The organism is Erwinia persicina (assembly GCF_019844095.1).
GTDB lineage: Bacteria > Pseudomonadota > Gammaproteobacteria > Enterobacterales > Enterobacteriaceae > Erwinia > Erwinia persicina.
This window is the reverse complement of record NZ_CP082141.1, coordinates 2,607,194-2,628,450: the sequence shown is the minus strand read 5'-3', so window position 1 is coordinate 2,628,450 and position 21,257 is coordinate 2,607,194. Positions and strand designations below refer to the sequence as shown.

Annotated in this window: 22 protein-coding genes; 13 read left to right on the top strand and 9 right to left on the bottom strand. The window is 55.2% G+C overall.

All coding sequences use genetic code 11. The features are described from left to right. Window positions 1-2: 2 nt before the first annotated feature. Window positions 3-1,640 (bottom strand): phosphoethanolamine transferase EptA, encoded by a 1,638-nt coding sequence (gene eptA / locus K6L24_RS11880; RefSeq protein WP_222681496.1) that lies wholly within the window; start codon window positions 1,638-1,640, stop codon window positions 3-5. Between the two features lie 107 nt (window positions 1,641-1,747). Beyond that, window positions 1,748-2,392 (bottom strand): NAD(P)-dependent oxidoreductase, encoded by a 645-nt coding sequence (locus K6L24_RS11875; RefSeq protein WP_118664213.1) that lies wholly within the window; start codon window positions 2,390-2,392, stop codon window positions 1,748-1,750. A 102-nt stretch (window positions 2,393-2,494) separates the two neighbouring features. Between K6L24_RS11875 and K6L24_RS11870 the strand changes: the two genes are divergently transcribed. The 3 genes from K6L24_RS11870 (at window position 2,495) to K6L24_RS11860 (ending at window position 4,671) form a co-directional block, all read left to right on the top strand. After that, the gene (locus K6L24_RS11870; RefSeq protein WP_162900972.1) at window positions 2,495-3,409 is read left to right on the top strand and encodes a LysR substrate-binding domain-containing protein; all 915 of its coding nucleotides are present in this window, start codon (window positions 2,495-2,497) and stop codon (window positions 3,407-3,409) included. Between the two features lie 42 nt (window positions 3,410-3,451). Then, the gene (locus K6L24_RS11865) at window positions 3,452-3,691 is read left to right on the top strand and encodes a DUF1289 domain-containing protein (RefSeq protein WP_062743457.1); all 240 of its coding nucleotides are present in this window, start codon (window positions 3,452-3,454) and stop codon (window positions 3,689-3,691) included. Between the two features lie 83 nt (window positions 3,692-3,774). Further along, window positions 3,775-4,671, top strand: a complete 897-nt coding sequence (locus tag K6L24_RS11860) for an aldo/keto reductase (protein WP_137268547.1) — start codon at window positions 3,775-3,777, stop codon at window positions 4,669-4,671. Between the two features lie 69 nt (window positions 4,672-4,740). Here K6L24_RS11860 and K6L24_RS11855 read toward each other — a convergent pair whose 3' ends face one another. The 3 genes from K6L24_RS11855 to K6L24_RS11845 are packed head-to-tail and all read right to left on the bottom strand — an operon-like array spanning window position 4,741 to window position 7,844. Continuing rightward, window positions 4,741-6,738 carry an FUSC family protein gene (locus K6L24_RS11855; RefSeq protein ID WP_222681495.1) on the bottom strand — a complete coding sequence of 666 codons (1,998 nt, stop codon included), beginning with the start codon at window positions 6,736-6,738 and terminating at the stop codon, window positions 4,741-4,743. 7 nt (window positions 6,739-6,745) lie between these two features. After that, complete coding sequence (locus tag K6L24_RS11850) at window positions 6,746-7,603, bottom strand: efflux RND transporter periplasmic adaptor subunit (RefSeq protein ID WP_062743455.1); 858 nt, start codon at window positions 7,601-7,603, stop codon at window positions 6,746-6,748. A 4-nt stretch (window positions 7,604-7,607) separates the two neighbouring features. Continuing rightward, window positions 7,608-7,844 (bottom strand): DUF1656 domain-containing protein, encoded by a 237-nt coding sequence (locus K6L24_RS11845; protein ID WP_118664211.1) that lies wholly within the window; start codon window positions 7,842-7,844, stop codon window positions 7,608-7,610. A gap of 149 nt (window positions 7,845-7,993) precedes the next feature. On the opposite strand from K6L24_RS11845, the gene slyA reads away from it, so the two are divergent. After that, window positions 7,994-8,431 carry a transcriptional regulator SlyA gene (slyA, locus tag K6L24_RS11840; RefSeq protein WP_062743453.1) on the top strand — a complete coding sequence of 146 codons (438 nt, stop codon included), beginning with the start codon at window positions 7,994-7,996 and terminating at the stop codon, window positions 8,429-8,431. Window positions 8,432-8,476: 45 nt separating this feature from the next. On the opposite strand, the gene slyB is transcribed toward slyA, so the two are convergent. Continuing rightward, window positions 8,477-8,944, bottom strand: a complete 468-nt coding sequence (gene slyB, locus K6L24_RS11835; RefSeq protein ID WP_062743452.1) for an outer membrane lipoprotein SlyB — start codon at window positions 8,942-8,944, stop codon at window positions 8,477-8,479. Between the two features lie 275 nt (window positions 8,945-9,219). On the opposite strand from slyB, the gene anmK reads away from it, so the two are divergent. The 5 genes from anmK to pdxY all read left to right on the top strand — a co-directional run bounded on the left by anmK (window position 9,220) and on the right by pdxY (window position 13,792). Beyond that, on the top strand, window positions 9,220-10,338 hold the full coding sequence (gene anmK, locus K6L24_RS11830; protein WP_222681494.1) for an anhydro-N-acetylmuramic acid kinase: 1,119 nt from the start codon (window positions 9,220-9,222) through the stop codon (window positions 10,336-10,338). Between the two features lie 62 nt (window positions 10,339-10,400). Continuing rightward, the gene (locus K6L24_RS11825; protein ID WP_187509223.1) at window positions 10,401-10,721 is read left to right on the top strand and encodes an MliC family protein; all 321 of its coding nucleotides are present in this window, start codon (window positions 10,401-10,403) and stop codon (window positions 10,719-10,721) included. Window positions 10,722-10,785: 64 nt separating this feature from the next. Next, window positions 10,786-11,442, top strand: a complete 657-nt coding sequence (gene pdxH, locus K6L24_RS11820) for a pyridoxamine 5'-phosphate oxidase (protein WP_062743449.1) — start codon at window positions 10,786-10,788, stop codon at window positions 11,440-11,442. A gap of 133 nt (window positions 11,443-11,575) precedes the next feature. Next, window positions 11,576-12,850, top strand: a complete 1,275-nt coding sequence (gene tyrS / locus K6L24_RS11815) for a tyrosine--tRNA ligase (RefSeq protein ID WP_062743448.1) — start codon at window positions 11,576-11,578, stop codon at window positions 12,848-12,850. Between the two features lie 81 nt (window positions 12,851-12,931). After that, on the top strand, window positions 12,932-13,792 hold the full coding sequence (gene pdxY, locus K6L24_RS11810) for a pyridoxal kinase PdxY (RefSeq protein ID WP_118664209.1): 861 nt from the start codon (window positions 12,932-12,934) through the stop codon (window positions 13,790-13,792). Between the two features lie 51 nt (window positions 13,793-13,843). Here the strand turns inward: pdxY and gstA are convergent, their stop codons facing one another. Together gstA and K6L24_RS11800 are read right to left on the bottom strand one after the other, a co-directional pair. Beyond that, a complete protein-coding gene (gene gstA / locus K6L24_RS11805; protein WP_062743446.1) occupies window positions 13,844-14,449 on the bottom strand; it encodes a glutathione transferase GstA in 606 nt (201 codons plus the stop codon). Between the two features lie 97 nt (window positions 14,450-14,546). Continuing rightward, complete coding sequence (locus K6L24_RS11800; protein ID WP_222681493.1) at window positions 14,547-15,464, bottom strand: LysR family transcriptional regulator; 918 nt, start codon at window positions 15,462-15,464, stop codon at window positions 14,547-14,549. Between the two features lie 92 nt (window positions 15,465-15,556). Here K6L24_RS11800 and K6L24_RS11795 point away from each other — a divergent pair, with 92 nt between their 5' ends. Next, window positions 15,557-16,174, top strand: a complete 618-nt coding sequence (locus tag K6L24_RS11795; RefSeq protein ID WP_062743444.1) for a glutathione S-transferase — start codon at window positions 15,557-15,559, stop codon at window positions 16,172-16,174. Window position 16,175: 1 nt separating this feature from the next. After that, window positions 16,176-17,063: a pyridoxamine 5'-phosphate oxidase family protein gene (locus tag K6L24_RS11790; protein WP_137268550.1), complete on the top strand. Its 888-nt coding sequence runs from the start codon at window positions 16,176-16,178 to the stop codon at window positions 17,061-17,063. 51 nt (window positions 17,064-17,114) lie between these two features. On the opposite strand, the gene dtpA is transcribed toward K6L24_RS11790, so the two are convergent. Further along, window positions 17,115-18,608 carry a dipeptide/tripeptide permease DtpA gene (gene dtpA / locus K6L24_RS11785; RefSeq protein ID WP_062743442.1) on the bottom strand — a complete coding sequence of 498 codons (1,494 nt, stop codon included), beginning with the start codon at window positions 18,606-18,608 and terminating at the stop codon, window positions 17,115-17,117. 556 nt (window positions 18,609-19,164) lie between these two features. Here dtpA and betI point away from each other — a divergent pair. Both betI and betB read left to right on the top strand, forming a co-directional pair. Then, window positions 19,165-19,764 carry a transcriptional regulator BetI gene (gene betI, locus K6L24_RS11780; RefSeq protein WP_062743441.1) on the top strand — a complete coding sequence of 200 codons (600 nt, stop codon included), beginning with the start codon at window positions 19,165-19,167 and terminating at the stop codon, window positions 19,762-19,764. A gap of 20 nt (window positions 19,765-19,784) precedes the next feature. Beyond that, entirely contained in the window at window positions 19,785-21,242 is a 1,458-nt protein-coding gene (gene betB / locus K6L24_RS11775) for a betaine-aldehyde dehydrogenase (RefSeq protein WP_062743646.1), read from the top strand. Window positions 21,243-21,257 lie beyond the last annotated feature (15 nt).

Genomic DNA, 21,257 nt, shown 5'->3' with positions numbered 1-21,257 from the left:
CCTTAATGGTTTTGACGACACGATCGGATCATATCCAGTCCCGGTTGATATTCCCGGGTTTGCACGTTCATCATGCCCAGCAGGGTATGAAAAATGTTGTCCTGAGACACCTCATCCCCCTGGGCCTGCTTCTGCAGGCACTGCTGATCAATGCCAAACGCAGTCGCGTAATCCGCTGACATCCAGAGCAGAAAGGGAATATGAGTCTGCTGACTCGGGGCGAAGAGATAAGGCGTACCATGAAGATACATACCGTGCTCACCCAGTGACTCACCGTGGTCGGACAGATAAATCAGCGCCACGTTGTACTTATCACCCCAGGATTTCAGCAGACTGATGGTGCTGTCCAGCATCGAATCCGTATAGAGAATGGAGTTGTCGTAAGTGTTAACCAGTGCCTGAGGGTCGCAGTCCTGAATCTGATTACTGTCACAGGTTGGCGTAAACTGTCGCATTTCCGCAGGATAACGCAGGTAATAAGCCGGGCCATGACTGCCCATCTGATGCAGAACAATGACCGTGTCATCTTTCACGCTGCCAATATAATTGTTCAGGCGGTGCAGCAAAACGTCATCAAGACAATAATCCGTTTTACATAATTCGCTCACCCGCCATTGGGTCATATCCGTATGAGGTACGCGGTCGCAGGCCCCTTTACAGCCCCCGTCATTTTCTCGCCACAGCACATTGACGCCAGCGTGGGCCATCACATCCAGCAACCCTTCCTGATGGTGCGCCAGGTTGGCGTTATATTGCTGACGCGTCATATTGGAAAACATGCAGGGAACGGAGATCGCTGTTTCGGTGCCGCAGGAGGTAGCGTTGCGGTAATAGATGACATTGTCACGCTTCAGCTTCGGATTAGTCTCGCGGGCATAGCCTCCCAGGGAGAAGTTTTCTGCCCGTGCCGTCTCACCCAGGACAAAAATCACCAGCGTTTTCTTTTTCTCGCCGGCTAACACCGGACCTTTGCGTGCATCCAGACCAATTCTGACTAACGCCTGGCTGCCGGCAAACCAGCGGTTGTCCGCGTAGTGCCCGATGCTGCTGACCACGTTAGGCGGGGTTATCATCTTCACCAGGCCCTTATTATTGCGGATCATTGAGGCATAGTCTTTATAGAACAGCGCCGCGATCAGCAGCACCAGGAGAATGGCAGCCAGAGACGTCACCAGTCGCCAGGTGATCGACATCCACCAGGGACGGTTATTTTCAATCCGCGTCAGTACCATAAGCGCAGCCGGCAGTAAGCCCAGCAACAGCATCCACAGCATGTACTTTATGCTGAACAGGGCGGTGGCTTCCTGCAGGTCGGTTTCGAACACGTTCTGGATCATATTGGTATCAATCACCGTGCCGAAGCTGTACATAAAGTAATTAGCGGCGGCGCTGGCGATGATCAGGACCAGCAACAGAGGTTTACGTATCCAGGGAAGTGCAACAACATTGAAAATCAGTAGAAAGGCGCAGAACAGGACGACGGGAAGGGTGGCCGCATACAGGTAATCGTGCAGACCCTGATAAGGAATAAGTTTCCACGCCCGTGCGATAAAAAGACCATTAAGGATCAGGGTAAAAAACAGAGCAGCATAAATATTGAAGATAATTTCGTTACAACGTAACTTTTTCAGGGCTTTCATGGTTGTCCGGCATCAGAATAATCTTATTCAATAGTAGCCGGGAAACATTAAATAAACCTTAACTTAGTTTAACGAAATGACGGCCCGTCAGGGACGGGCCACGCAACTTAATAGGCAACGGTAAACTGCTGACGAATATGCTGAGGCTGCTCGATTTCATCTATAATGGCCACGGCAAGATCAGCGACGCTGATGGAGCCTGGTTTATCACCTTCCATCAGCAGCGACGTGGTGCCCAGACGGAACTGTGCGGTGCGTGGGCCTGGCTGCAGCAGGGCAGCAGGAGAAAGGTAAGTCCAGTCCAGCGCCTGTTCTTCAGCCTGGAGCTGGTTACGCAGCGCACGTGCGCCCAGCGCACCCGGTTTGATATTGGCAGGGAAGGCTTCGGTATCAACCAGTTCCACGCCGGGTGCCACTTCCAGACTGCCCGCGCCGCCCACCACTAACAGGCGCTTCACGCCGCTGTTTTTAACCGCCTCAAGGATTTTCTGACTGCCACGGGTGAATTTTTCGAACAGATCGCGCTCTTCCCAGCCCGGATTATAGGCGCTGATCACTGCATCCTGACCTTTGAGCACCCCTGCCAGCCAGACACTGTCATGTATGTCGCCTTTTGCCACGCTCAGACGGGCGTCGGCAGGCAGTGTTTTACCTGAGCGGGAAACAGCCGTCACTTCGTGGCCCCGCGCCAGTGCTTCTTTTACCACGTCAGGACCCACAAAACCGGTTGCACCAATGATGGTGATTTTCATGCGTTCATTCCTCTGTAAAGTGTGGATTAAACTTTACTGCTTAACAGTTGCGCTGATAAGTGGCATATTTTCGCTTTCATAATGAAGTAAGGCTTACGAACGATGGAAAAACTCAATCGCATGGCCGTGTTCGCCACGGTCGTCAGCGAAGGCTCGCTGGCAGCAGCTGCCCGACGGTTGGGGATGTCACCGTCGGCGGTCAGTCAGCATCTGCGGGCCCTTGAACAGGCGGTGGGTGTCCCGTTACTCCACCGTTCCACTCGTAAGCTGACACTGTCCGAAGCCGGGGCCGCCTTTTATCCGGGGTGTGAAGCGATGCTCACCCATGCGCTGGAGGCGGAAAGGCGTCTGGCTGAAATGCGCGATACCCTCAGCGGTGAACTGCGTATCAGTGCGACCGTGGGCATCGGAGGGCAGCCTTTGTGCAGTGCATTGTCGCCGCTGTTACAGCAGCATCCGGGGCTGAAACTGCGGATCATCGCCACCGATAATGTCCTTGATATGATTGAACACCGTATTGATATCGCGCTGCGCTTCAGCCGCCAGCTAAGCGACACGGCAATGATCGCGCATCCGCTGGCGGAGTGGCCGATGGTGATCTGTGCGGCGCCTGCTTATCTGAGCCGTTACGGCGTACCGGAAACGCCGCAGGCGCTCTCTGGCCACCGCTGGATACATGGGCACAGTACCCACAGGCATATTGATTTTCATCATCCGCAAGACGGTGCGCTGACCCTGCGTCTGGCAGAAGGACAGGTCGTCAGCGACAGCATGAACGTGATGCGCGCCTTCACCATCGCCGGCATGGGGCTCTCTCTGCAACCCTTGCAGGAGATTCAGGAAGAGCTGCGTAGCGGGCAGTTGATGGTCTTACTGCCCGAATGGCGCGCCAGTCCGCTCAAACTGACGGCGCTTACTCTTGAACGCGTCCTGCCAGAGAAAAGTCAGCAGGCATTGCGTGCTTTACGTGACTATTTTAGTAAAAATCACCGGGTCAGGCTTGCGGACATGGGGTGAGGCGTCTTCAATGAAGAAAGGGCGAATTAACCTGGAGTCGTAGTGGCGGAACAATTAGAGTTTTTCCCGGTACCCAGCCCCTGTCGGGGGATCTGTCAGGTCAACGAGCGCGGCTATTGCCGTGGCTGTTTGCGTAGCCGTGAGGAACGTTTCAACTGGATGAGCTACAGCGATGCACAGAAGCGTGAGGTGTTGCGTTTGTGCCGACAGCGTATTCAGCGTCAGCAGCGGGGCAACCCTTCAGATGCGCCGGATGATCCCGAGCAGCCCACGCTGTTTTAAACGGGAATTTGACCCTGTCCTGTTATTGCGCTGGGCTGATGGCGTATTATGCGGTCAGTGATTACGCCAACGGGAGTTATACGATGCTACAACGTGCACAGATTGCGCCTCAGGGACCCTTATTCTCTCCTCTGGTGATGGGATACTGGCGCCTCATGGAGTGGGGAATGACCCCGCAGCAACTGGTTGAATTTATTGAGCAGCACCTCGAGTGCGGTATCAGCACGGTGGATCATGCGGATATCTATGGTGGCTATCAGTGTGAAGCGGCTTTTGGTCAGGCGTTGCGTCTGCAACCTTCTCTGCGTCAGCGCCTTGAGCTGGTGACAAAATGCGGTATTGCGACAACGGCCGATCCCCGCCACGCGCTGGGGCACTACAACACGGATGCGGCGCACATTATCCACAGCGCTGAAAATTCGCTGCGCTATTTCCACACCGACTATCTTGACCTGCTCCTGATCCACCGCCCCGATCCCTTAATGGATGCCGATGAAGTTGCCAGCGCTTTTCTGCAGCTTCATCAGAGTGGGAAAGTGAAGCATTTTGGCGTGTCTAACTTCACACCCTCACAGTTTTCGCTACTGCAGTCGCGTTTACCTTTCACGCTGTCCACCAATCAGGTGGAGATTTCGCCTGTACATCAGCCGTTGCTACTGGACGGTACCCTGGATCAGTGCCAGCAGATGCGCATCAGACCGATGGCATGGTCTTGTCTGGCGGGCGGGGTAATGATGACCGCCCCGGAATATCAGCCTTTGCGTGATGAACTGCTGTTGATCCAACAGGAGACCGGCGCTGAAAGTATTGAACAGCTGATCTATGCCTGGATAATGCAGCTGCCCTCAAAGCCGCTGCCCATTATCGGTAGCGGTAAAATCGGACGGGTCAGGGCGGCAGCAAAGGCCGTCAATATGACGCTTACGCGTCAGCAGTGGTTCCGTATTCGCAAGGCCGCACTGGGTTTTGATGTGCCTTAAGCGCGTGAAATTGCCTGAAATACCTTCGCCAGCAGGGCTGAAATGCCCGTGGCGAAGGTCATGGCTGAGTTAAGTCGATGCCACTTTTAATTGCGACAAAGAGCAGAACAGCCGCCAGATAATGCCCGACAGTTCGATTTCCTGATCCTTTTTCGCTTCACTGAGTAAGTCAATTCGTTGTTGCAGCGTTTTCAGCGTATCGTTCAGAGAAACATGATGAATGCCGCGATCGCTGATAATGCTCTGCAAATCACGTAAGACTGCATCGCGCATCGCGGCCAGAGCGGCCGAGTGGGTTTTCCAGTCGCGCAATGTCCAGGCAATGTGTGAACAGTTGAGCAATACCACTCCCCAGCGCATTAACCACAGCTGGGCCTGTTCGTCACGGCTGTTTTTAAGCTGGTTGATACGATGATAGACCATCGACTCAAAGACATTCTTACTGTGGCGGGGATGTCTTCCTAACTGATCGATAAACTCGCGGCGCAAAGCGATAATATGCCGTCGGCTGCGACGCTTATCCGAGCTGGGACGCAAAATCATAAATGCCAGCCAGACAAACATCACCCCGCACACCTTGGCGAGATTATCATTGATAAATCCCTGATAGTCGTAGGTAGGGGGATTGGTGACAGACAAAAATGAACCCATAAAAACAATCAATTGCCCCCACAATGCAGCGCGTTTCTTTTGTTGTAACTTAAAGAGCTGCATAGTGATGAGAAGAGGGAAAAGCACAATAAGAAACTGCCACAGCACGGTGACCTGCACCATCAAAGCAAATTTCATCACAAAGCTGAAAAGAGAAAGCAGCCCCAGAGTTTTCAGCAGCAATGAGACACTGCTAACCGGAGAGGGGGCGGATGAATACAGCACGCAGCTGATCGCCGCCAGCGTCAGCGCCGAGTCTCCGGAATCCCACTGGGTGGAGACCCAGAAGGCTGACCCGATAAAGATCACGCTAAACGTTCGCAGCGCATTCCAGCCTGATTCAGCACCGTCTGACTGGCGTGCCAGCGCCGGGACCGTGGGGGGCACGAGAAAGGTCTGGCTGTCTGCACGCTCAAATTGCCGTATCCAGCGGGCAATATTCAGATAGAGCCAGCAAAAATAGCGTAGCCGTTCCCAGAAGGCGCGGTGCCGGTAATCGGCCCGATCGTCAGGCACCGCCCGGTAAAGGATGCGCGCCAGATAATACTTGTCCGTCTCGCCGCGTTCGATGGCCGTGAGCAGATCCTGCATCACACTGAACAGATGATCGGGCGGATTCTCCCAGTTGAGCAACATACGCCGCAGGCTGGAGATAACACTGGTCAGGCGTAGTTGCTGATGCAGAATGTAGTTCAGCACGTTGTTCTGACGGCGGAACCGGTAGTGACTCCAGAAGGCCTGTATACGCAGCAGGTTCATGGTGAGGATCTCACCAATCACATTTTCATGTGCGTGGCGAATGGTCGTGGTGTCTTCACGGTTGACCAGCAACATGGCATGGTGCAGGAGTTTGGTGTGCATCTCTTTCAGTGAATGAATTAATGCATCGCCATCGGAAGTACTGGGCAGGATCATCATCATCAGGGCACCGCACAGGATACCGGATATCACCTCACAGACGCGCGCCTGCGCAATGGTCCAGATACTGTCAATTTCCACCTGGTTTACGCTGGTAAAGGCAATAATCGCGGCGGTGTAACCGGCCAGCGAGAAGGCATACGCAACGTTGTTCTGATAGTGGTTTGACACCCATGTACACATTGCCAGCCAGGCCGCGATTGACACGACAAACAGCCAGGGTTCGTCCAGCGTATGGCCGGCGATAATTAAGGCGGCGGTGGCCCCGAGCATACTGCCGACAATGCGTCCCAGACTTTTACTGATCACCCCCCCAACCGTGGGGAAACTGACCACTGCGGCAGAGGTCATTGCCCAGTAGGGTTCATCCAGTTGCAGGCCATAAGCAATGCTAAGCGCAAGGCACATGGCAATGGTATTACGCAGGGCATAGCGCCACTGTGCACCGGTTGCTTTCACCCACGGCAGATGCTGCCATTCCAGCCAGCTCAGATTCATTGATTCCTCACTGGCGGACAGAAATTGTGCAGGTTGTTCCGGCGACCAGGGTCATATTTCCCGGAATGGGATCCAGACGAATGCGTACCGGCACACGCTGTGCCAGCCGGACCCAGGGGACGTTGGGTTTGATATCCGGCACCAGACCGCTGTCGGATTCCACGCTTTGATCATAAATGGCGCGGCCAATGCTTTGCACTGTGCCAGTCAACTGTTCATCCGTACTGTAAAGCTTAATGTCTGCGCGGGCGCCTGCCTGGATGTGGCGCAGCTTGGTCTCTTCAAAATAGCCCATGATGTAAAAGGAGTGGCTGTCCACCAGTGCAAAGAGGGGCGCGCCGGTGCTGGCGTAGTTGCCGACACGAGTTTCAAGATTGTTTATCCAGCCGTCCGTAGGCGCAAAGACTTCTGTCTGAGAAAGGTTCCAGCGCGCGCGATCCAGCTCTGCTTTTGCCGCCTTCTCTGTGGCTTCCATCGTCCTGACCGTTAGCACGGCAACATCCAGATCCTCGGCTGAAATCACATTGCGAGGCAGATTCTGACGTCGTTGCGCCTCATGCTGCGCTTTGATTAAGTCTGAATGTGCCTTTGCCAGCTGGGCTTCTGCATTCAGTATGGCGATACGATAGGGCTCATCGTCCAGGGTAAAAAGGCGCGTTCCTTTCGTGACAAACTGGTTATCCTCCACCAGCAGTTGGGTGATACGCCCCGAAACCTGAGGGGTGATATTCACCAGTTCGGCGCGGACCTTCCCGTCACGCGTCCACGGAGATTGCATGTAGAAATTCCACAGCCACCAGCCTGCCAGGAGGGCTGCCGTGAAGAAAATCAGCGTAGAAAAATATTTTAATGAGCTAAGTTTCATGTAGTTACCCGATGATGAGCAGCCCAAGCGAGGCGGCGATGCAAAGAATGAACACGGAGAGGTCTAATAAAGTGGGATGCCAAATCTCACCTGAATACATCCAGTCGCGCAGCAGCGGGTGAATCAATAGCCAGAAGAAAAAACCAAGGAGAACGGATTTGAACAGCGGTGGAAAAAAAAGAGAATCCCCGAAAACCAGTTCGGTAATGGGGCTGGTAGCAGGCAATATCGACGTTATCACACACTCAATCCTTATGGTCAGCGCTTCGCAAGCGAGGGCAAACGGAATACGTCCATCACAGATGATGAATTTGTATTTTGTCCTGTAAACTCGCAGAATAGTCTAAAATCATGCTTGATAGCTAGCAAGCTAATTATAAGGAGTGGAAATTGGATACGCCTTTGGGAACGGACCTGGCAAGGCTTGTGCGGATCTGGCGCGCATTAATTGATCAGAGATTAAAACCGCTGGAACTGACGCAGACCCACTGGGTGACGCTGCATAACATCCACCAGTTACCTCCCGAGCAGTCACAGATCCAGTTGGCGAAGGCGATTGGGATTGAACAACCGTCACTGGTGCGTACCCTCGATCAGTTGGAAGAGAAAGGGCTGATTACGCGCAGCACCTGCGCTAACGATCGCCGAGCCAAGCGTATTGGCCTCACTGCACAGGCGGAACCGATTATCAATCAGGTCGAGCACGTGATTGATGCCACGCGTGACGATATTCTGGCCGGTATTTCCCAGCCCGAAATTGACAAAATGGTCACGCTTATCGCCAGGCTGGAAAAAAATATTCTGGAGCTTCAGGGAAGAGATGAATAAAAAAACCGGCATCAGAAGCCGGTTTTTTACAGGTAGTTTTGCTTTTTAACGCGGTGAAACGGTGATCTGACTGCCGTTTGACGCCATAGCGACGCGCTGGCCAACGGCGTAACGGCTTGAGGCCTGTTTCTGTACCACCATGATGGTGTTGCCATCATCTTTACGGATTTCCAGCTCTACGCCCTGGCTTTTATTCAGCGAGCCCTGAACACCCTGGCCTGCCACGCCACCGGCTACAGCACCTGCCGCCGTGGCCAGGCTGCGCCCGGCGCCACCGCCGACGGTATTACCGAGGAAGCCACCCAGTACGGCACCGCCAATCGCACCAATGACATTACTGTCATCACCGCCCTGAATCTGCACCGGACGAACAGACACCAGCGTACCGTAAGTCACGGTCTGAATTTGCTTGGCTTCAGAGGCGCTATAAACATCACCTGACAGTGTATTGTCATTCACACAACCAGCCAGCGTTATCCCGGCAAGCGCCACGACTAATAAACGCATCATCATTATTAAAACTCCTATGTGTAGCAGGTGCTGCTGCGCATCGGGCAGCGGTCGATAACGCTATTATAAGGTACAAGACCTGCGTTTCTCACTATTAGTTTGAAAAACCACCGCAGAAAGATAGTCCATGCCACTTAAACATCGATTCAATCACAAACAAAAAGTGCCGGATCGTTATTCGGATGAATAAAAGATCACTAAATCATAGAATTGCCAGGGTAATTTTGCCAGGCTGGCAAAATGACATTGACGCCCCGCAGCGGGGATAAGGCACAGGCATGAAATCAGGGCGTTTTATTGGCGTAATGTCCGGCACCAGCCTCGATGGCATTGACGTGGTGCTGGCAGTGATTGATAAACAGATTGTGGCGCAGCAGGCCAGTTACAGTCATCCGATCCCACCGGGATTACGTCAGCAGATTCTGGCCATCTGTCAGGGACAGTCACTAACGCTGTCAGAGCTGGGGCAACTGGACACCCGTCTCGGACGGCTGTTTGCTGAAGCGGTGCAGGGGCTGCTGAAAAAGCAGGGATTAACCAGTGAAGACATTACCGCGATAGGTTGTCACGGTCAGACTGTCTGGCACGAACCGCAGGGAGATGCACCGAATACGCTGCAAATTGGGGATAACAACCAGATTGCGGCGGCTACCGGTATCACCGTCGTGGGTGACTTTCGCCGTCGCGATATGGCGCTGGGTGGCCAGGGTGCCCCACTGGTACCTGCTTTTCATCACGCGGTGCTGATGCATCCAACAGAACGGCGCATGGTGTTAAATATCGGTGGCATTGCTAACCTGTCCCTGCTGTTACCCGGACAGAGCCTGCGCGGTTTTGACACCGGGCCCGGCAATATGCTGCTGGATGCGTGGGTCTGGCGTCAGCAGGGCAAACCCTATGATAAAGACGGCGCATGGGGTGCCGGGGGGCGAGTCATCCTGCCACTGCTCCAGCAAATGTTGAGCGATCCCTACTTTGCACTGAGTGCACCAAAAAGCACCGGACGGGAATATTTCAATCTGAGCTGGCTGGAACAACAGCTGTCAGCCTGGCCTGGCCTGCCTGCGCAGGATGTTCAGGCTACGCTGGTCGAGCTGACGGCCACTACCATTGCACAACAGGTACAACTCAGTGGCGGCTGCGATCGGCTCATGGTGTGTGGCGGAGGGGCTCACCATCCTCAGCTGATGGCGCGTCTGGCCGCGTTGCTGGCAGGAACAGAAGTGATGAGCACCGACAAAGCGGGTATCAGCGGAGACGATATGGAAGCGCTGGCTTTTGCCTGGCTCGCCTGGTGCACACTGTGCGGTCTGCCGGGCAATCTCCCGTCGGTGACAGGCGCGCGTGAAGCCAGTGTCATCGGGGCAATATTCCCGGCAAATCGTCCCCTGCGCTGATTGCATCCCCTGAAGTGACGTTTTAACCTTGGCAGACCGACGTAACTTACAAGGAATGAACAATGAAAAAGTGGTATATCGCAGGAATGATGGTGGCATTGTCAGGGTGCAGCCATTTTCAGACAGGGTCAGAGGAGCAGGTCAGCACGCTGCACTATACCTGTGGCACGCTGCCATTAACGGTTCAGTTGGATAACAGCAAAAGTGAAGTGAAACTGATCCTCGATGGGCAGCCGCTGGTGCTGAAGCAATTGCCAGCGGCGTCCGGCGCGCGTTATGGGGATGGTCATTACGTGTTCTGGTCGAAAGGTGACAGCGCCTTTATTGAACGCAATGACAAGGTCATTATCAACGACTGCCAGCTCCAGCAGCCAGCGAGTTAACCCATTGAACAATTGTGGGGTACGGCGCACAATGCCTTATCCCCACCCATCAGAAGCCAGAGCGATGACAGACAGCGACCATCTGCAACAAATTGCCCACCTGCGGCGTGAATATACCCGGGGCGGCCTGCGCCGTAAGGATCTTCCCGCTGACCCGCTGACACTATTTGAACACTGGCTCAACCAGGCGGTTGAAGCACAGTTACCTGACCCGACGGCCATGAGCGTGGCAACGGTGGATGAGCAGGGGCAACCGTATCAGCGTATTGTGCTGTTGAAACACTTCGACTCCCAGGGCCTGGTGTTTTACACCAATCTCGGCAGCCGTAAGGCACAGCAGCTGGAAAAAAATCCCCGAATCAGCCTGTTGTTCCCGTGGCATATGCTGGAGCGCCAGGTCATGGTGCTGGGCAGTGTTGAGCGTCTCTCTACGCTGGAGGTACTGAAATACTTCCACAGCCGCCCACGTGACAGTCAACTGGGTGCCTGGGTGTCAAAACAGTCCAGCCGCATCTCTGCACGCGGTATTCTTGAAGGCAAATTCCTCGAGCTTAAGCAGAAGTTCCAGCAGGGTGAAATCCCACTGCCGAGTTTCTGGGGCGGCTTCCGGATAAAAGTGGACTCCATGGAGTTCTGGCAGGGTGGGGCGCACCGCCTGCACGATCGTTTTTTCTACCAGCGCGAAGGTGACGCGTGGAAAATTGATCGTCTGGCACCCTGATACAGGAAATAATGCCCTGAATGGCTGGATCGGAGCCGTCCGGCCCTTTATTCTATACCCCTTATTTTTTCTCCGCGTTTCAGCGGAAAGCTGTGTACCAGCATAGGTGCAGACTTTTCACATGGAGTCTTAGATGGCCAGCAGTAACCTGATCAAACAATTGCAAGAGCGGGGCCTTGTCGCCCAGGTAACGGATGAAGAGGCGTTAGCAGAACGGCTGGCACAGGGCCCAATCGCTCTCTATTGTGGCTTCGATCCGACTGCCGACAGCTTGCACTTGGGGCATCTGGTGCCGTTACTCTGCCTGAAACGTTTTCAGGATGCCGGACACAAGCCAGTGGCTTTGGTGGGTGGCGCGACCGGACTCATTGGTGACCCGAGCTTTAAAGCGGCCGAACGTAAGCTGAATACCAGCGACACCGTGAATGAATGGGTGGAAAAAATTCGCCATCAGGTGGCTCCCTTCCTCGATTTTGACTGTGGCAGCAACAGTGCCATTGCCGCCAATAACTACGACTGGTTTGGCAGCATGAACGTGCTCACCTTCCTGCGTGATATTGGTAAGCACTTCTCGGTCAACCAGATGATCAATAAAGAAGCGGTGAAGCAGCGTCTGAATCGTGACGATCAGGGGATCTCCTTCACTGAGTTTTCTTATAATCTGCTGCAGGGTTATGATTTCGCCTGCCTGAATGAGCGTCATGACGTCGTTCTGCAGATTGGCGGTTCTGACCAGTGGGGGAACATTACCTCCGGTATTGACCTGACGCGCCGTATGCATCAGAACCAGGTATTTGGCCTGACAGTGCCGCTGATCACCAAGTCTGACGGCACCAAGTTTGGTAAAACCGAAGGCGGCGCCGTCTGGCTGGACGCGAAAAAAACCAGTCCTTACAAGTTCTACCAGTTCTGGATCAATACCGCCGATGCGGATGTTTACCGCTTCCTGAAGTTTTTCACCTTCCTGAGCCTGGACGAGATCAATGCGCTGGAAGAGGAAGACAAAAACAGTGGCAAAGCCCCACGCGCACAGTATGTACTGGCCGAAATGGTCACGCGACTGGTCCACGGCGATGACGGTCTGGTGGCGGCACAGCGCATCACCCAGAGCCTGTTCTCGGGGGCGCTGAGTGACCTGACTGAACAGGACCTGGCACAACTGGCGCAGGACGGTATGCCAGGCGTTGAGCTGGAAAGCGGTCAGGATCTTCAGCAGGCGCTGGTAGACTCTGAACTTGCACCCTCCCGCGGCCAGGCACGTAAGTTGATCGACGCCAAATCGGTCAGCATTAACGGTAGTCTGCAAACCAATGCAGAATATGCGTTCAGTGACGGCGATCGCCTCTACGGCAAATACACATTGCTGCGCCGTGGTAAAAAGAACTACAGCTTAATCAGCTGGAAATAAAAATGAGTGGGCGAGGTTAAGCCCCGTCCCGGAGCCGGTTAACGCCGGCTTTTTTAATGGCAAGGAAGGTCGGTTAGCACGATGAAAAACATTCTCTCCATCCAGTCGCATACGGTATTTGGCCATGCCGGAAACAGCGCGGCAGAATTTCCGATGCGTCGGCTGGGCGCAAACGTCTGGCCGCTGAACACTGTACAGTTCTCCAACCATACGCAGTACGGCCAGTGGGCAGGTGCGGTGATGCCGGCCAGCCATCTCACAGAGATTGCGCGAGGCATTGGTGATATTGACCGCCTGAAGACCTGTGATGCGGTATTAAGTGGTTATCTGGGGTCGGCCGAACAGGGAGAGGCGATCCTTGAGATCGTGCGTATGGTTAAAGCCGCTAACCCGGATGCCTGGTACTTCTGCGACCCGGTAATGGGTCACCCTGAAAAGGGCTGTATCGTGGCGCCCGGCGTGGCAGAGTTTCATGCCCACGCTTCCTTACCGGCCAGTGACATTATTGCGCCAAATCTGCTGGAGCTGGAAATGCTCAGTGGTCGCCAGGTGGGCGATGTGGCACAGGCGATTGCCGCCGCGCGTGAGCTGATTGCCAGAGGGCCGAAAGTGGTGCTGGTGAAACATCTGGCACGTGCGGGCTATCGCAGCGACCGCTTTGAGATGCTGCTGGTGACGGCGGATGAGGCCTGGCATATTGCCCGTCCGCTGATTGACTTTGGCGTGCGTCAACCGGTGGGCGTGGGTGACCTGACCAGCGGCCTGCTGCTGGTGGATCTGTTGCACGGGCTGTCTCTGCAGCAGGCACTGGAGCACGTGACCGCCGCCGTGTATGAAGTGATGTTGAAGACTCACCAGATGGGCGAATACGAACTGCAGCTGGTGGCGGCACAGCAGGCCATTGCCGAACCGCAACAGTTTTTTGCCGCAGAAAAACTGTAAATCAGCCGCTCTGACCACGGGCAGGTGTGTTTCAGGCCTGCCCGTTACCCCTCAGTTCAGCCCTTCGGCACTCAGTGCAGCCGCAACGGCGGGACGCGCGGCAACCCGCTCAAACCATGCGTTTAATGCCTCCAGTTCACTCAGGTTCAGCCTGAGCGTGTGTGCCCAGCGCGTAACGGTAAAGAGATAGGCATCCGCCACCGTAAATCGCAACCCCATCAGCCACTGCTTCTCTTTTAATTCGGTATTCACGTAGTGGAATTTCTGCTCGAGTTGCTCCCGGGCTATAGCCTTATATTCCTCCGGCGTCGTGGGGCGAAACAGCGGGCTGAACCCTTTGTGCAGTTCCGTGGCAATAAAGTTCAGCCACTCCAGAGTATGGTAACGTGTCAGGCTACCGGAAGGGGCCAGCAGCTGGCGATCGGGTTTCAGATCGGCAAGGTACTGAACAATCGCCACCCCTTCGGTCAGCACTGAGCCATCATCCAACTGCAGTGCAGGCACCTGTCCTTTGGGGTTAATCAGCAGGTAGTCTTCATCCTGTTCTGTTTTCTTCGATTGGGTATCAACCGTCACCAGGGTGAAATCAAAACCGGATTCGCGCAGGACAATATGGGGTGACAGTGAACAGGCACCCGGTTTACAGAACAGCTTCATGGCTTGCTCCTTACATGGACTGACAGTGTCTTTAGCTTACTGCCCCGGGCGCGAAAAGTCAGCGCAACTGCGCCATCCGGAACAGGTTTTTTGCTGATTATTTAACCGGGCGCAAAGTCTGTTCCCGCAGGCTTTCCAGCTCAGGTAGGGTGGCACGGGCGAGATCCCAGAACGCCCGCACTTTTGCCGGCATATACTTCACATTCTGCGCCACCAGCTGTACCGGTACCGGAGGAGGGCGATAATCCGTCAGCACTTCGCACAGCGTTCCACGCCGCAGGTCTTCATAGACCTGGTACGAGAGCAGTCGCGCAATGCCCTGACCCGCACGGGCGGTCATCAACTGTGTTTCCACTTCATTCACGCTCAGTCTTGGTGTAATGCGTACCCTTTCCTGTTGTGAATCAGAACCGAAGCGCCACTCTCTCTGCACAGAGGGGGTGTTTCCGGCAATAAGGTGATGCTGAGTCAGCATGGCGGGGCGCTGCGGGTGGCCGTGCCTCATGAGGTAGGCCGGGCTGGCGACCAGCATGCGGTAAACCTGTCCCACCTCGGTGGCGACAAGCGATGAATCACGCAGTTGCCCGATACGTATCGCCATATCCAGCCCCTGTTCAATCAGATCCTGGTAGCTGTCGCTGAGTAGCAGCTCAATCTCAATATCCGGGTACCGCTCGAGAAACGTCATGACCAGCGGGGCGATATGCTGGCGGCCAAACTGTACCGGCGCGGTCAGGCACACTTTACCACTGAGCGTATTGCGCGTGGTGGTCAGCATGACCTGCTGATAATCCTCCAGCAGGCTCTTTGCGCTCTCAAAGAGTGCCAGCCCGGCGGCGGTCGGCGAAAGCCGGCGGGTCGTTCGTTCGACCAGCATAACGCCGAGGCGGTGTTCCAGCGCGGTCAGCGCGCGAGTGATGGCGGGGGGAGAGCGCCGCAGCACTCGCGCGGCGGCGGCCAGGCTCCCCTGTTGCACAATCGCCACAAAAACCGCCATCTCATCCAGCCTGTCCATGATTCTTCCAGAAATTGAAATTATGAATTGCTATTTTTGCCTGTTTACCTCGTTTTCAGCAAGAGTATGCTGACTAAAAACAGGAGGTAATAATGCATTCATTAACATTGTATGGCACCGGACTGTCCGGGCACGTCCACCGGGTGCGGCTGTTGCTCAGTCTGCTGGGGCTGAAAGCCGACTGGGTTGAGGCCGATGCCAGGGTGAGAAAAAGCCCGGATTTTCTGGCGCTGAATCCGCTCGGACAGGTGCCGGTGCTGGTGGATAACGGTACGGTCATTAGCGACAGCAACGCGATTCTGCTCTGGCTGGTGAAACGCTATGCGCCGGACAGCGGCTGGCTGCCGCAGGATCTGGCAGAAGAGGTTCAGGTTCATCAGTGGCTGGCTAAAGCGGCGGGAGAAATCCGCTATGGCGTGGCGTCTGCGCGCCTGATCAGGCAGTTCAGCACAGCGGAAAACTATGCCAGCGCTCACGATGTGGCAATGAAGTTTTTGCCCCAGCTGGCGTCGCACCTCAGCGATCGTCAGTGGCTGGTGGGGCAGCGGGCAACGCTTGCCGACGTAGCCTGCTATGCCTACGTTGCCTGTGCGCCGGAGGGGGGGATAAGCCTGCAGAACTGGCCGGCGATCCGGGCCTGGCTGCGGCAGGTTGAGGCTCTGCCGGGGTTTGTTGGCTTACCGCCGCTGCCCCTGCCTGCGGAGGGATAATATGTTTCATCCGGGGGAAAGGCTGGCGCAGCAGCAGGCTGGCTACGCGGGAGTCAACGCCGCGGTATACCCGCAGATGCCGGCACAGCACCGCCTGTTTTTTCAGGGACTGGAGACCTTTTATCTTAGCGTGCTGGATGACAGCGGCTACCCGGTTGCCGGCGTGATCCACGGCGGGCCGGGGCTGTTAACCACCCCGAATGCACATGACCTCTGCCTGCAACGTGAGGCCGTCGGGGCGCTGCCCTGGCTACCTGTACTCCGGCCGGGCATGGCCGTAGGGGGGTTGGGAATCGACCTGGCCAGCCGCCGCCGTAACCGGGTCAACGGGGTGGTGGACACCCTCAGTGACGACCGGGTGGTGCTGCGCGTGCAGGAGAGTTTTGGCAACTGCCCACAGTATATTCAGCGGCGCTTACTGCCGTCAGAGTCATGCCGCCGGGAGGTACTGGTGGAGCCGTTGGCGGTGCTGGATGCAGATGCCCGTTATCTGATCGCCGCAGCCGATACCTTCTTTGTAGCCAGCTATGCGCCCCGCCAGCAGGAGACGGGTGGGGCAGACATCTCACACCGGGGAGGTATGCCGGGGTTTATTGCGCTCCGGGAGGGAACACTGTTCATCCCGGATTATGCAGGAAATCGCTACATGAATACCCTGGGGAACCTGCTGCTGGAGCCCCGCTGTGCACTGCTGATTATGGACTTTCATCAGGGGGCAGCACTGCATATCCAGGGACAGGCCGAAATCGTCTGGCAGCCGGCCGGCCAAGGGCGGACTGAGCGTTACTGGACGGTGACACCGCAGCGTATCCTGCGACTGCGGCAGTTGCTTCCTGCCGCCGGGACCGCCGTAGAATACGCCGATAACGCGCGTTCTGTTTCCTCATGATAAAAAAAGGGCGACATCACTGTCGCCCTTTTTTCATTCTGCCCGCAGTGGTCAGACGCTGGCTTTCTCTGGCGCAGCGGCTTCGCCCTGCGTCATCCGGTTCAGCATCGGTGCGGTCAGCATCATCAGCACGGCGATCACGCCGGTGACAATACCAATTTTCAGGAAGACGTCACCATAAACGTGCAGGGACTGCAGCGGATCGGTAATGTTTTCCGGAACGGCCATCAGGTTCGCCACCTTACCGGCCACCATCGCAGCACCTGCAGTGGTGAGGAACCATGAGCCCATAATAAAGCCCATCAGACGCTGAGGAACCAGCTGGGCCACCATGGCCAGGCCAAGCCCGGAAATCATCAGCTCTCCCACGCTCTGCAGCGCGTAGCTGAGGATCAGCCAGCTGACCGACACGATACCCATCTGATTAGCCAGTGACGCCCCCAACGGCAACACGAGGAAGGCACCAGAGCACAGCAGCATGCCCAGCGCAAATTTATGTGGCATTGGCATGCGGTCACCCATTTTGTTATACAGCGCCGCCAGCAGCGGGCTGAAAATCATAATCCAGAATGGGTTAAGGGCCTGGAACTGCTCGGGCTGGAAGGTAATACCCAGAATAGTGTGCTCAACGTTACGGATGGCGAAGAAGTTCAGCGACGTAGGCATTTGCATATACAGCACGAAGAATACAATCGCCTGCACCATCAGCACAAAGGCCACAATCATCTTACGGCGTGCGTGGCCGTGCAGGGCAAACGTTTCTTTGGCAAACACCAGCACGATACCGATAGCGATCACCGCCAGCACCAGACGGGCAATGTCCTGATTGTGCAGCAGCCAGGTCGCCAGGGTAATCATCACCACAATCCCGGCCAGCGTTGCCAGCAGCTTGCCAATATTCAGCGGGGCAAAGTCCGCTTTAGAACCGTGATTTTTAACCCATTTGCGGAAGAACATAAAGTTCACCAGGGTGATCAGCATCCCGACGAACGACAGCGCAAAAGCGGTGCTCCAGCCAAACTCTGCCGCCAGCCATGGTGTGGCCAGCATCGAGAAGAAGGAACCGATATTGATCGCCATATAGTACATGGTAAATGCACCATCAAGGCGAGGGTCATCTTTATCGTAACAGGTCGACAGCAGAGAAGACGGGTTCGCCTTGAACAGGCCGTTACCGACCGCAATCGTGGCCATACCGATGTAGACCAGACTGACATCATGACCCGACCAGGCCACCAGGGCATAACCCAGCGCCAGCACCAGGGTACCCAGTACGATAACGCGCTTCGTGCCCAGCACCTTATCACCCAGCCAGCCCCCGACGGCCACCAGACCATAGACCAGTGCGCTGAACGAGGCGAACAGGGTGATCGACTGCGCTTCGGACATCCCCAGCATTTTCACCAGGTAGACGGCCATAATTCCCTGCAGACCGTAGTAACCGAAACGCTCCCATAACTCAATGGAGAAGATCAGATAAAACGACCGCGGTTGCTTAAACGCGTTGAGGCTTGCAGCCTCAGGTTTTTTGTTTGCAGTTGACACTAGTACCTCTGAATTCAGGACCTGTTTCGAGACAGGAAATAAGTCGGTGTAACGCGGGACGTGCGCTCACCTTATAGTTATAAGAAAGGGAAAAACGCCGAATAATTTCGCTGATTGTTGGCGCTGAGGCAAGCATTTTTTCAATATCGCTGTCGGTGACAATAACAGCCTTAATAGCAGGGTTTTGCTAAACTTATAGTGATAGATGCTATTTTTTATTTTTTTAGCAGATAAATATATTTAACATTGTGGTGAATTTGCACGGAATGAGGAGGATCGTCCTGACTCATTGCGGTGCAATTATAAATTCTGCTTTTTGGTGAATTGTTAGTTGTATGGGCTGCTTTTATAAAAAAATAGAGTGATTTATCAGGTTATTACCCGGGCGCAGACGCAGTGAATGCAGATAAAAGCGCTTTATGTGATTAAAATCACATAAAGGATGATAATTCTCGTTGTAAATGAACCATTTTAGCGTCTTATTTTTTTATTGATTGAACGTTCAATATAAAAACACTACACTAGGTCTCATTCAATAGTTAAAACCAATGAAGCGATGCCAAAAATAGGAATGAAGGCAATTCGTCAGGCGCAGCTGATTAACGCAACGCTGACCGTGATTGACCGGGTTGGGCTGGCAGAGGCCAGTCTGGCCGTGATAGCGAAAGAGGCCGGCGTCTCCACCGGGATCGTCAGTCACTATTTTGGTGATAAACACGGTCTGCTTGATGCCTGTATGCGCCAGATTATGTCCGATCTCTATGTAGCATTAGAGCATCACCGGCATAAAGCGACGCCTGATCCGGCTGCACAAATCCGGGCTATCATCGATGCGAATTTTGATGTCACGCAGATAGCCGCACCGGTGTTGAAAACCTGGCTGGTATTCTGGGCTAACAGCCTGCATCAGCCTAATCTGCACCGCCTGCAGCGGATGAATGACCGCCGCCTTTATTCCAATCTGACGGTGCATTTCCGTCGTGTTCTGCCTGAGCATCAGGCCCGTGCCGCCGGCGCAAGCCTTGCGGCAGTGATCGATGGCGTGTGGCTGCGTATGACGCTGGCCCCGCAGCCGATGGAACAGGGCCTGGAGCAGGCCCGCACGCTTTGTTATCAAAATCTTGCGCTGTGGCTGAACAGCGCACCCACCCCCTGAAAGGAGGAGACATGGCCGATATGAAACGCCACGGTTTATACATCAACGGACGCGAAGTGCCGGGTAATGGCGAACTGTTCACCACCGTCAATCCTGCCAACGGCGACGTGCTGGCTGAAATCACCGCTGCCAGCCCGCAGGATATTGATGACGCCGTCGCCTCTGCCCAGGCCGGCCAGCGCATCTGGCGCAGCTATACGCCGGTAGAGCGCAGCCGCGTATTACTGAAAGCGGTTGCCCTGCTGCGTGAGCGCAACCAGGCGCTGGCAGAGCTGGAAACGGCGGACACGGGTAAACCCATCAGTGAAACCTCTGTGGTCGATATCGTCACCGGGGCCGACGTGCTGGAGTATTACGCCGGTCTGGCGGTCGCCGTTGAAGGGGAGTCAATTCCACTGCGTGATACCGCGCTGGTTTACACCCGTCGCGAACCGCTGGGCGTCTGCGCGGGCATCGGCGCCTGGAACTATCCGATCCAGATTGCGATGTGGAAAAGTGCTCCGGCGCTGGCGACAGGTAACGCGATGATCTTTAAGCCGAGTGAAGTGACGCCGTTGAGCGTGCTGGAACTGGCTAAAATCTTTACTGAGGCAGGCCTGCCGGATGGCGTATTTAACGTGGTGCAGGGCGCAGGGGCCGTCGGTCAGGGCCTGAGCCAGCACAGCGGCATTGCTAAAGTCTCCTTCACCGGGGAAGTGAACACCGGTAAGCGCGTGATGGCCGATGCGGCCCTGGCGAACCTGAAGTCTGTGACCATGGAACTGGGGGGTAAGTCCCCGCTGGTGGTGTTTGACGATGCCGAGCTGGAACGCGCGGTCGATGGTGCGATGATGGCGAACTTCTACAGCAGCGGCCAGGTGTGTACCAACGGTACGCGCGTTTTTGTGCAGCGTTCGCTACTGCCGGCCTTTGAACAGCGCCTGCAGGAAAAAATGGCGGGCATTCACTGTGGCGATCCGACTGACCCGGCGGTGAACTTTGGCCCGCTGGTCAGTGAAGAGCATTGCCAGAAAGTCGTCTCTTACCTGGAAGTGGGTAAGCAGGAAGGCGCGCGCCTGCTGGCTGGCGGTTCACGCATCACCGAAGGCCCACTGGCGAAAGGTTGCTACGTTGAGCCAACGGTGTTCACCGACTGCACCGACGACATGCGTATCGTGCGGGAAGAGATTTTTGGTCCGGTGATGAGTATCCTGGCATTCGACGATGAAGAGGAAGTGATCCGTCGCGCCAATGATACCGAGTATGGCCTGGCTGCCGGCGTATTCACGACCTCACTGAACCGCGCACATCGGGTGATCCATCAACTCGAAGCCGGGATCTGCTGGGTCAACAGCTGGGGTGAATCACCGGCACCGATGCCGGTTGGTGGCTATAAGCAGTCCGGTGTCGGTCGGGAAAATGGCCTGGAAACACTGCATCACTATACCCGAACAAAATCTGTTCTGATTGAGATGGGCGACTATCCATCCGCATTCTGATTTTTCGCCGCGGCG

Coding starts and splice junctions, on each gene's coding strand:
- eptA (WP_222681496.1), bottom strand. CDS start 1,640: ATGAAAGCCCTGAAAAAGTTACGTTGTAACGAAATTATCTTCAATATT.
- K6L24_RS11800 (WP_222681493.1), bottom strand. CDS start 15,464: ATGGACAGGCTGGATGAGATGGCGGTTTTTGTGGCGATTGTGCAACAG.
- K6L24_RS11860 (WP_137268547.1), top strand. CDS start 3,775: ATGCTACAACGTGCACAGATTGCGCCTCAGGGACCCTTATTCTCTCCT.
- K6L24_RS11875 (WP_118664213.1), bottom strand. CDS start 2,392: ATGAAAATCACCATCATTGGTGCAACCGGTTTTGTGGGTCCTGACGTG.
- betI (WP_062743441.1), top strand. CDS start 19,165: ATGCCAAAAATAGGAATGAAGGCAATTCGTCAGGCGCAGCTGATTAAC.
- K6L24_RS11850 (WP_062743455.1), bottom strand. CDS start 7,603: ATGAAACTTAGCTCATTAAAATATTTTTCTACGCTGATTTTCTTCACG.
- betB (WP_062743646.1), top strand. CDS start 19,785: ATGAAACGCCACGGTTTATACATCAACGGACGCGAAGTGCCGGGTAAT.
- K6L24_RS11870 (WP_162900972.1), top strand. CDS start 2,495: ATGGAAAAACTCAATCGCATGGCCGTGTTCGCCACGGTCGTCAGCGAA.
- gstA (WP_062743446.1), bottom strand. CDS start 14,449: ATGAAGCTGTTCTGTAAACCGGGTGCCTGTTCACTGTCACCCCATATT.
- pdxH (WP_062743449.1), top strand. CDS start 10,786: ATGACAGACAGCGACCATCTGCAACAAATTGCCCACCTGCGGCGTGAA.
- K6L24_RS11855 (WP_222681495.1), bottom strand. CDS start 6,738: ATGAATCTGAGCTGGCTGGAATGGCAGCATCTGCCGTGGGTGAAAGCA.
- K6L24_RS11795 (WP_062743444.1), top strand. CDS start 15,557: ATGCATTCATTAACATTGTATGGCACCGGACTGTCCGGGCACGTCCAC.
- slyB (WP_062743452.1), bottom strand. CDS start 8,944: ATGATGATGCGTTTATTAGTCGTGGCGCTTGCCGGGATAACGCTGGCT.
- pdxY (WP_118664209.1), top strand. CDS start 12,932: ATGAAAAACATTCTCTCCATCCAGTCGCATACGGTATTTGGCCATGCC.
- anmK (WP_222681494.1), top strand. CDS start 9,220: ATGAAATCAGGGCGTTTTATTGGCGTAATGTCCGGCACCAGCCTCGAT.
- K6L24_RS11790 (WP_137268550.1), top strand. CDS start 16,176: ATGTTTCATCCGGGGGAAAGGCTGGCGCAGCAGCAGGCTGGCTACGCG.
- K6L24_RS11825 (WP_187509223.1), top strand. CDS start 10,401: ATGAAAAAGTGGTATATCGCAGGAATGATGGTGGCATTGTCAGGGTGC.
- tyrS (WP_062743448.1), top strand. CDS start 11,576: ATGGCCAGCAGTAACCTGATCAAACAATTGCAAGAGCGGGGCCTTGTC.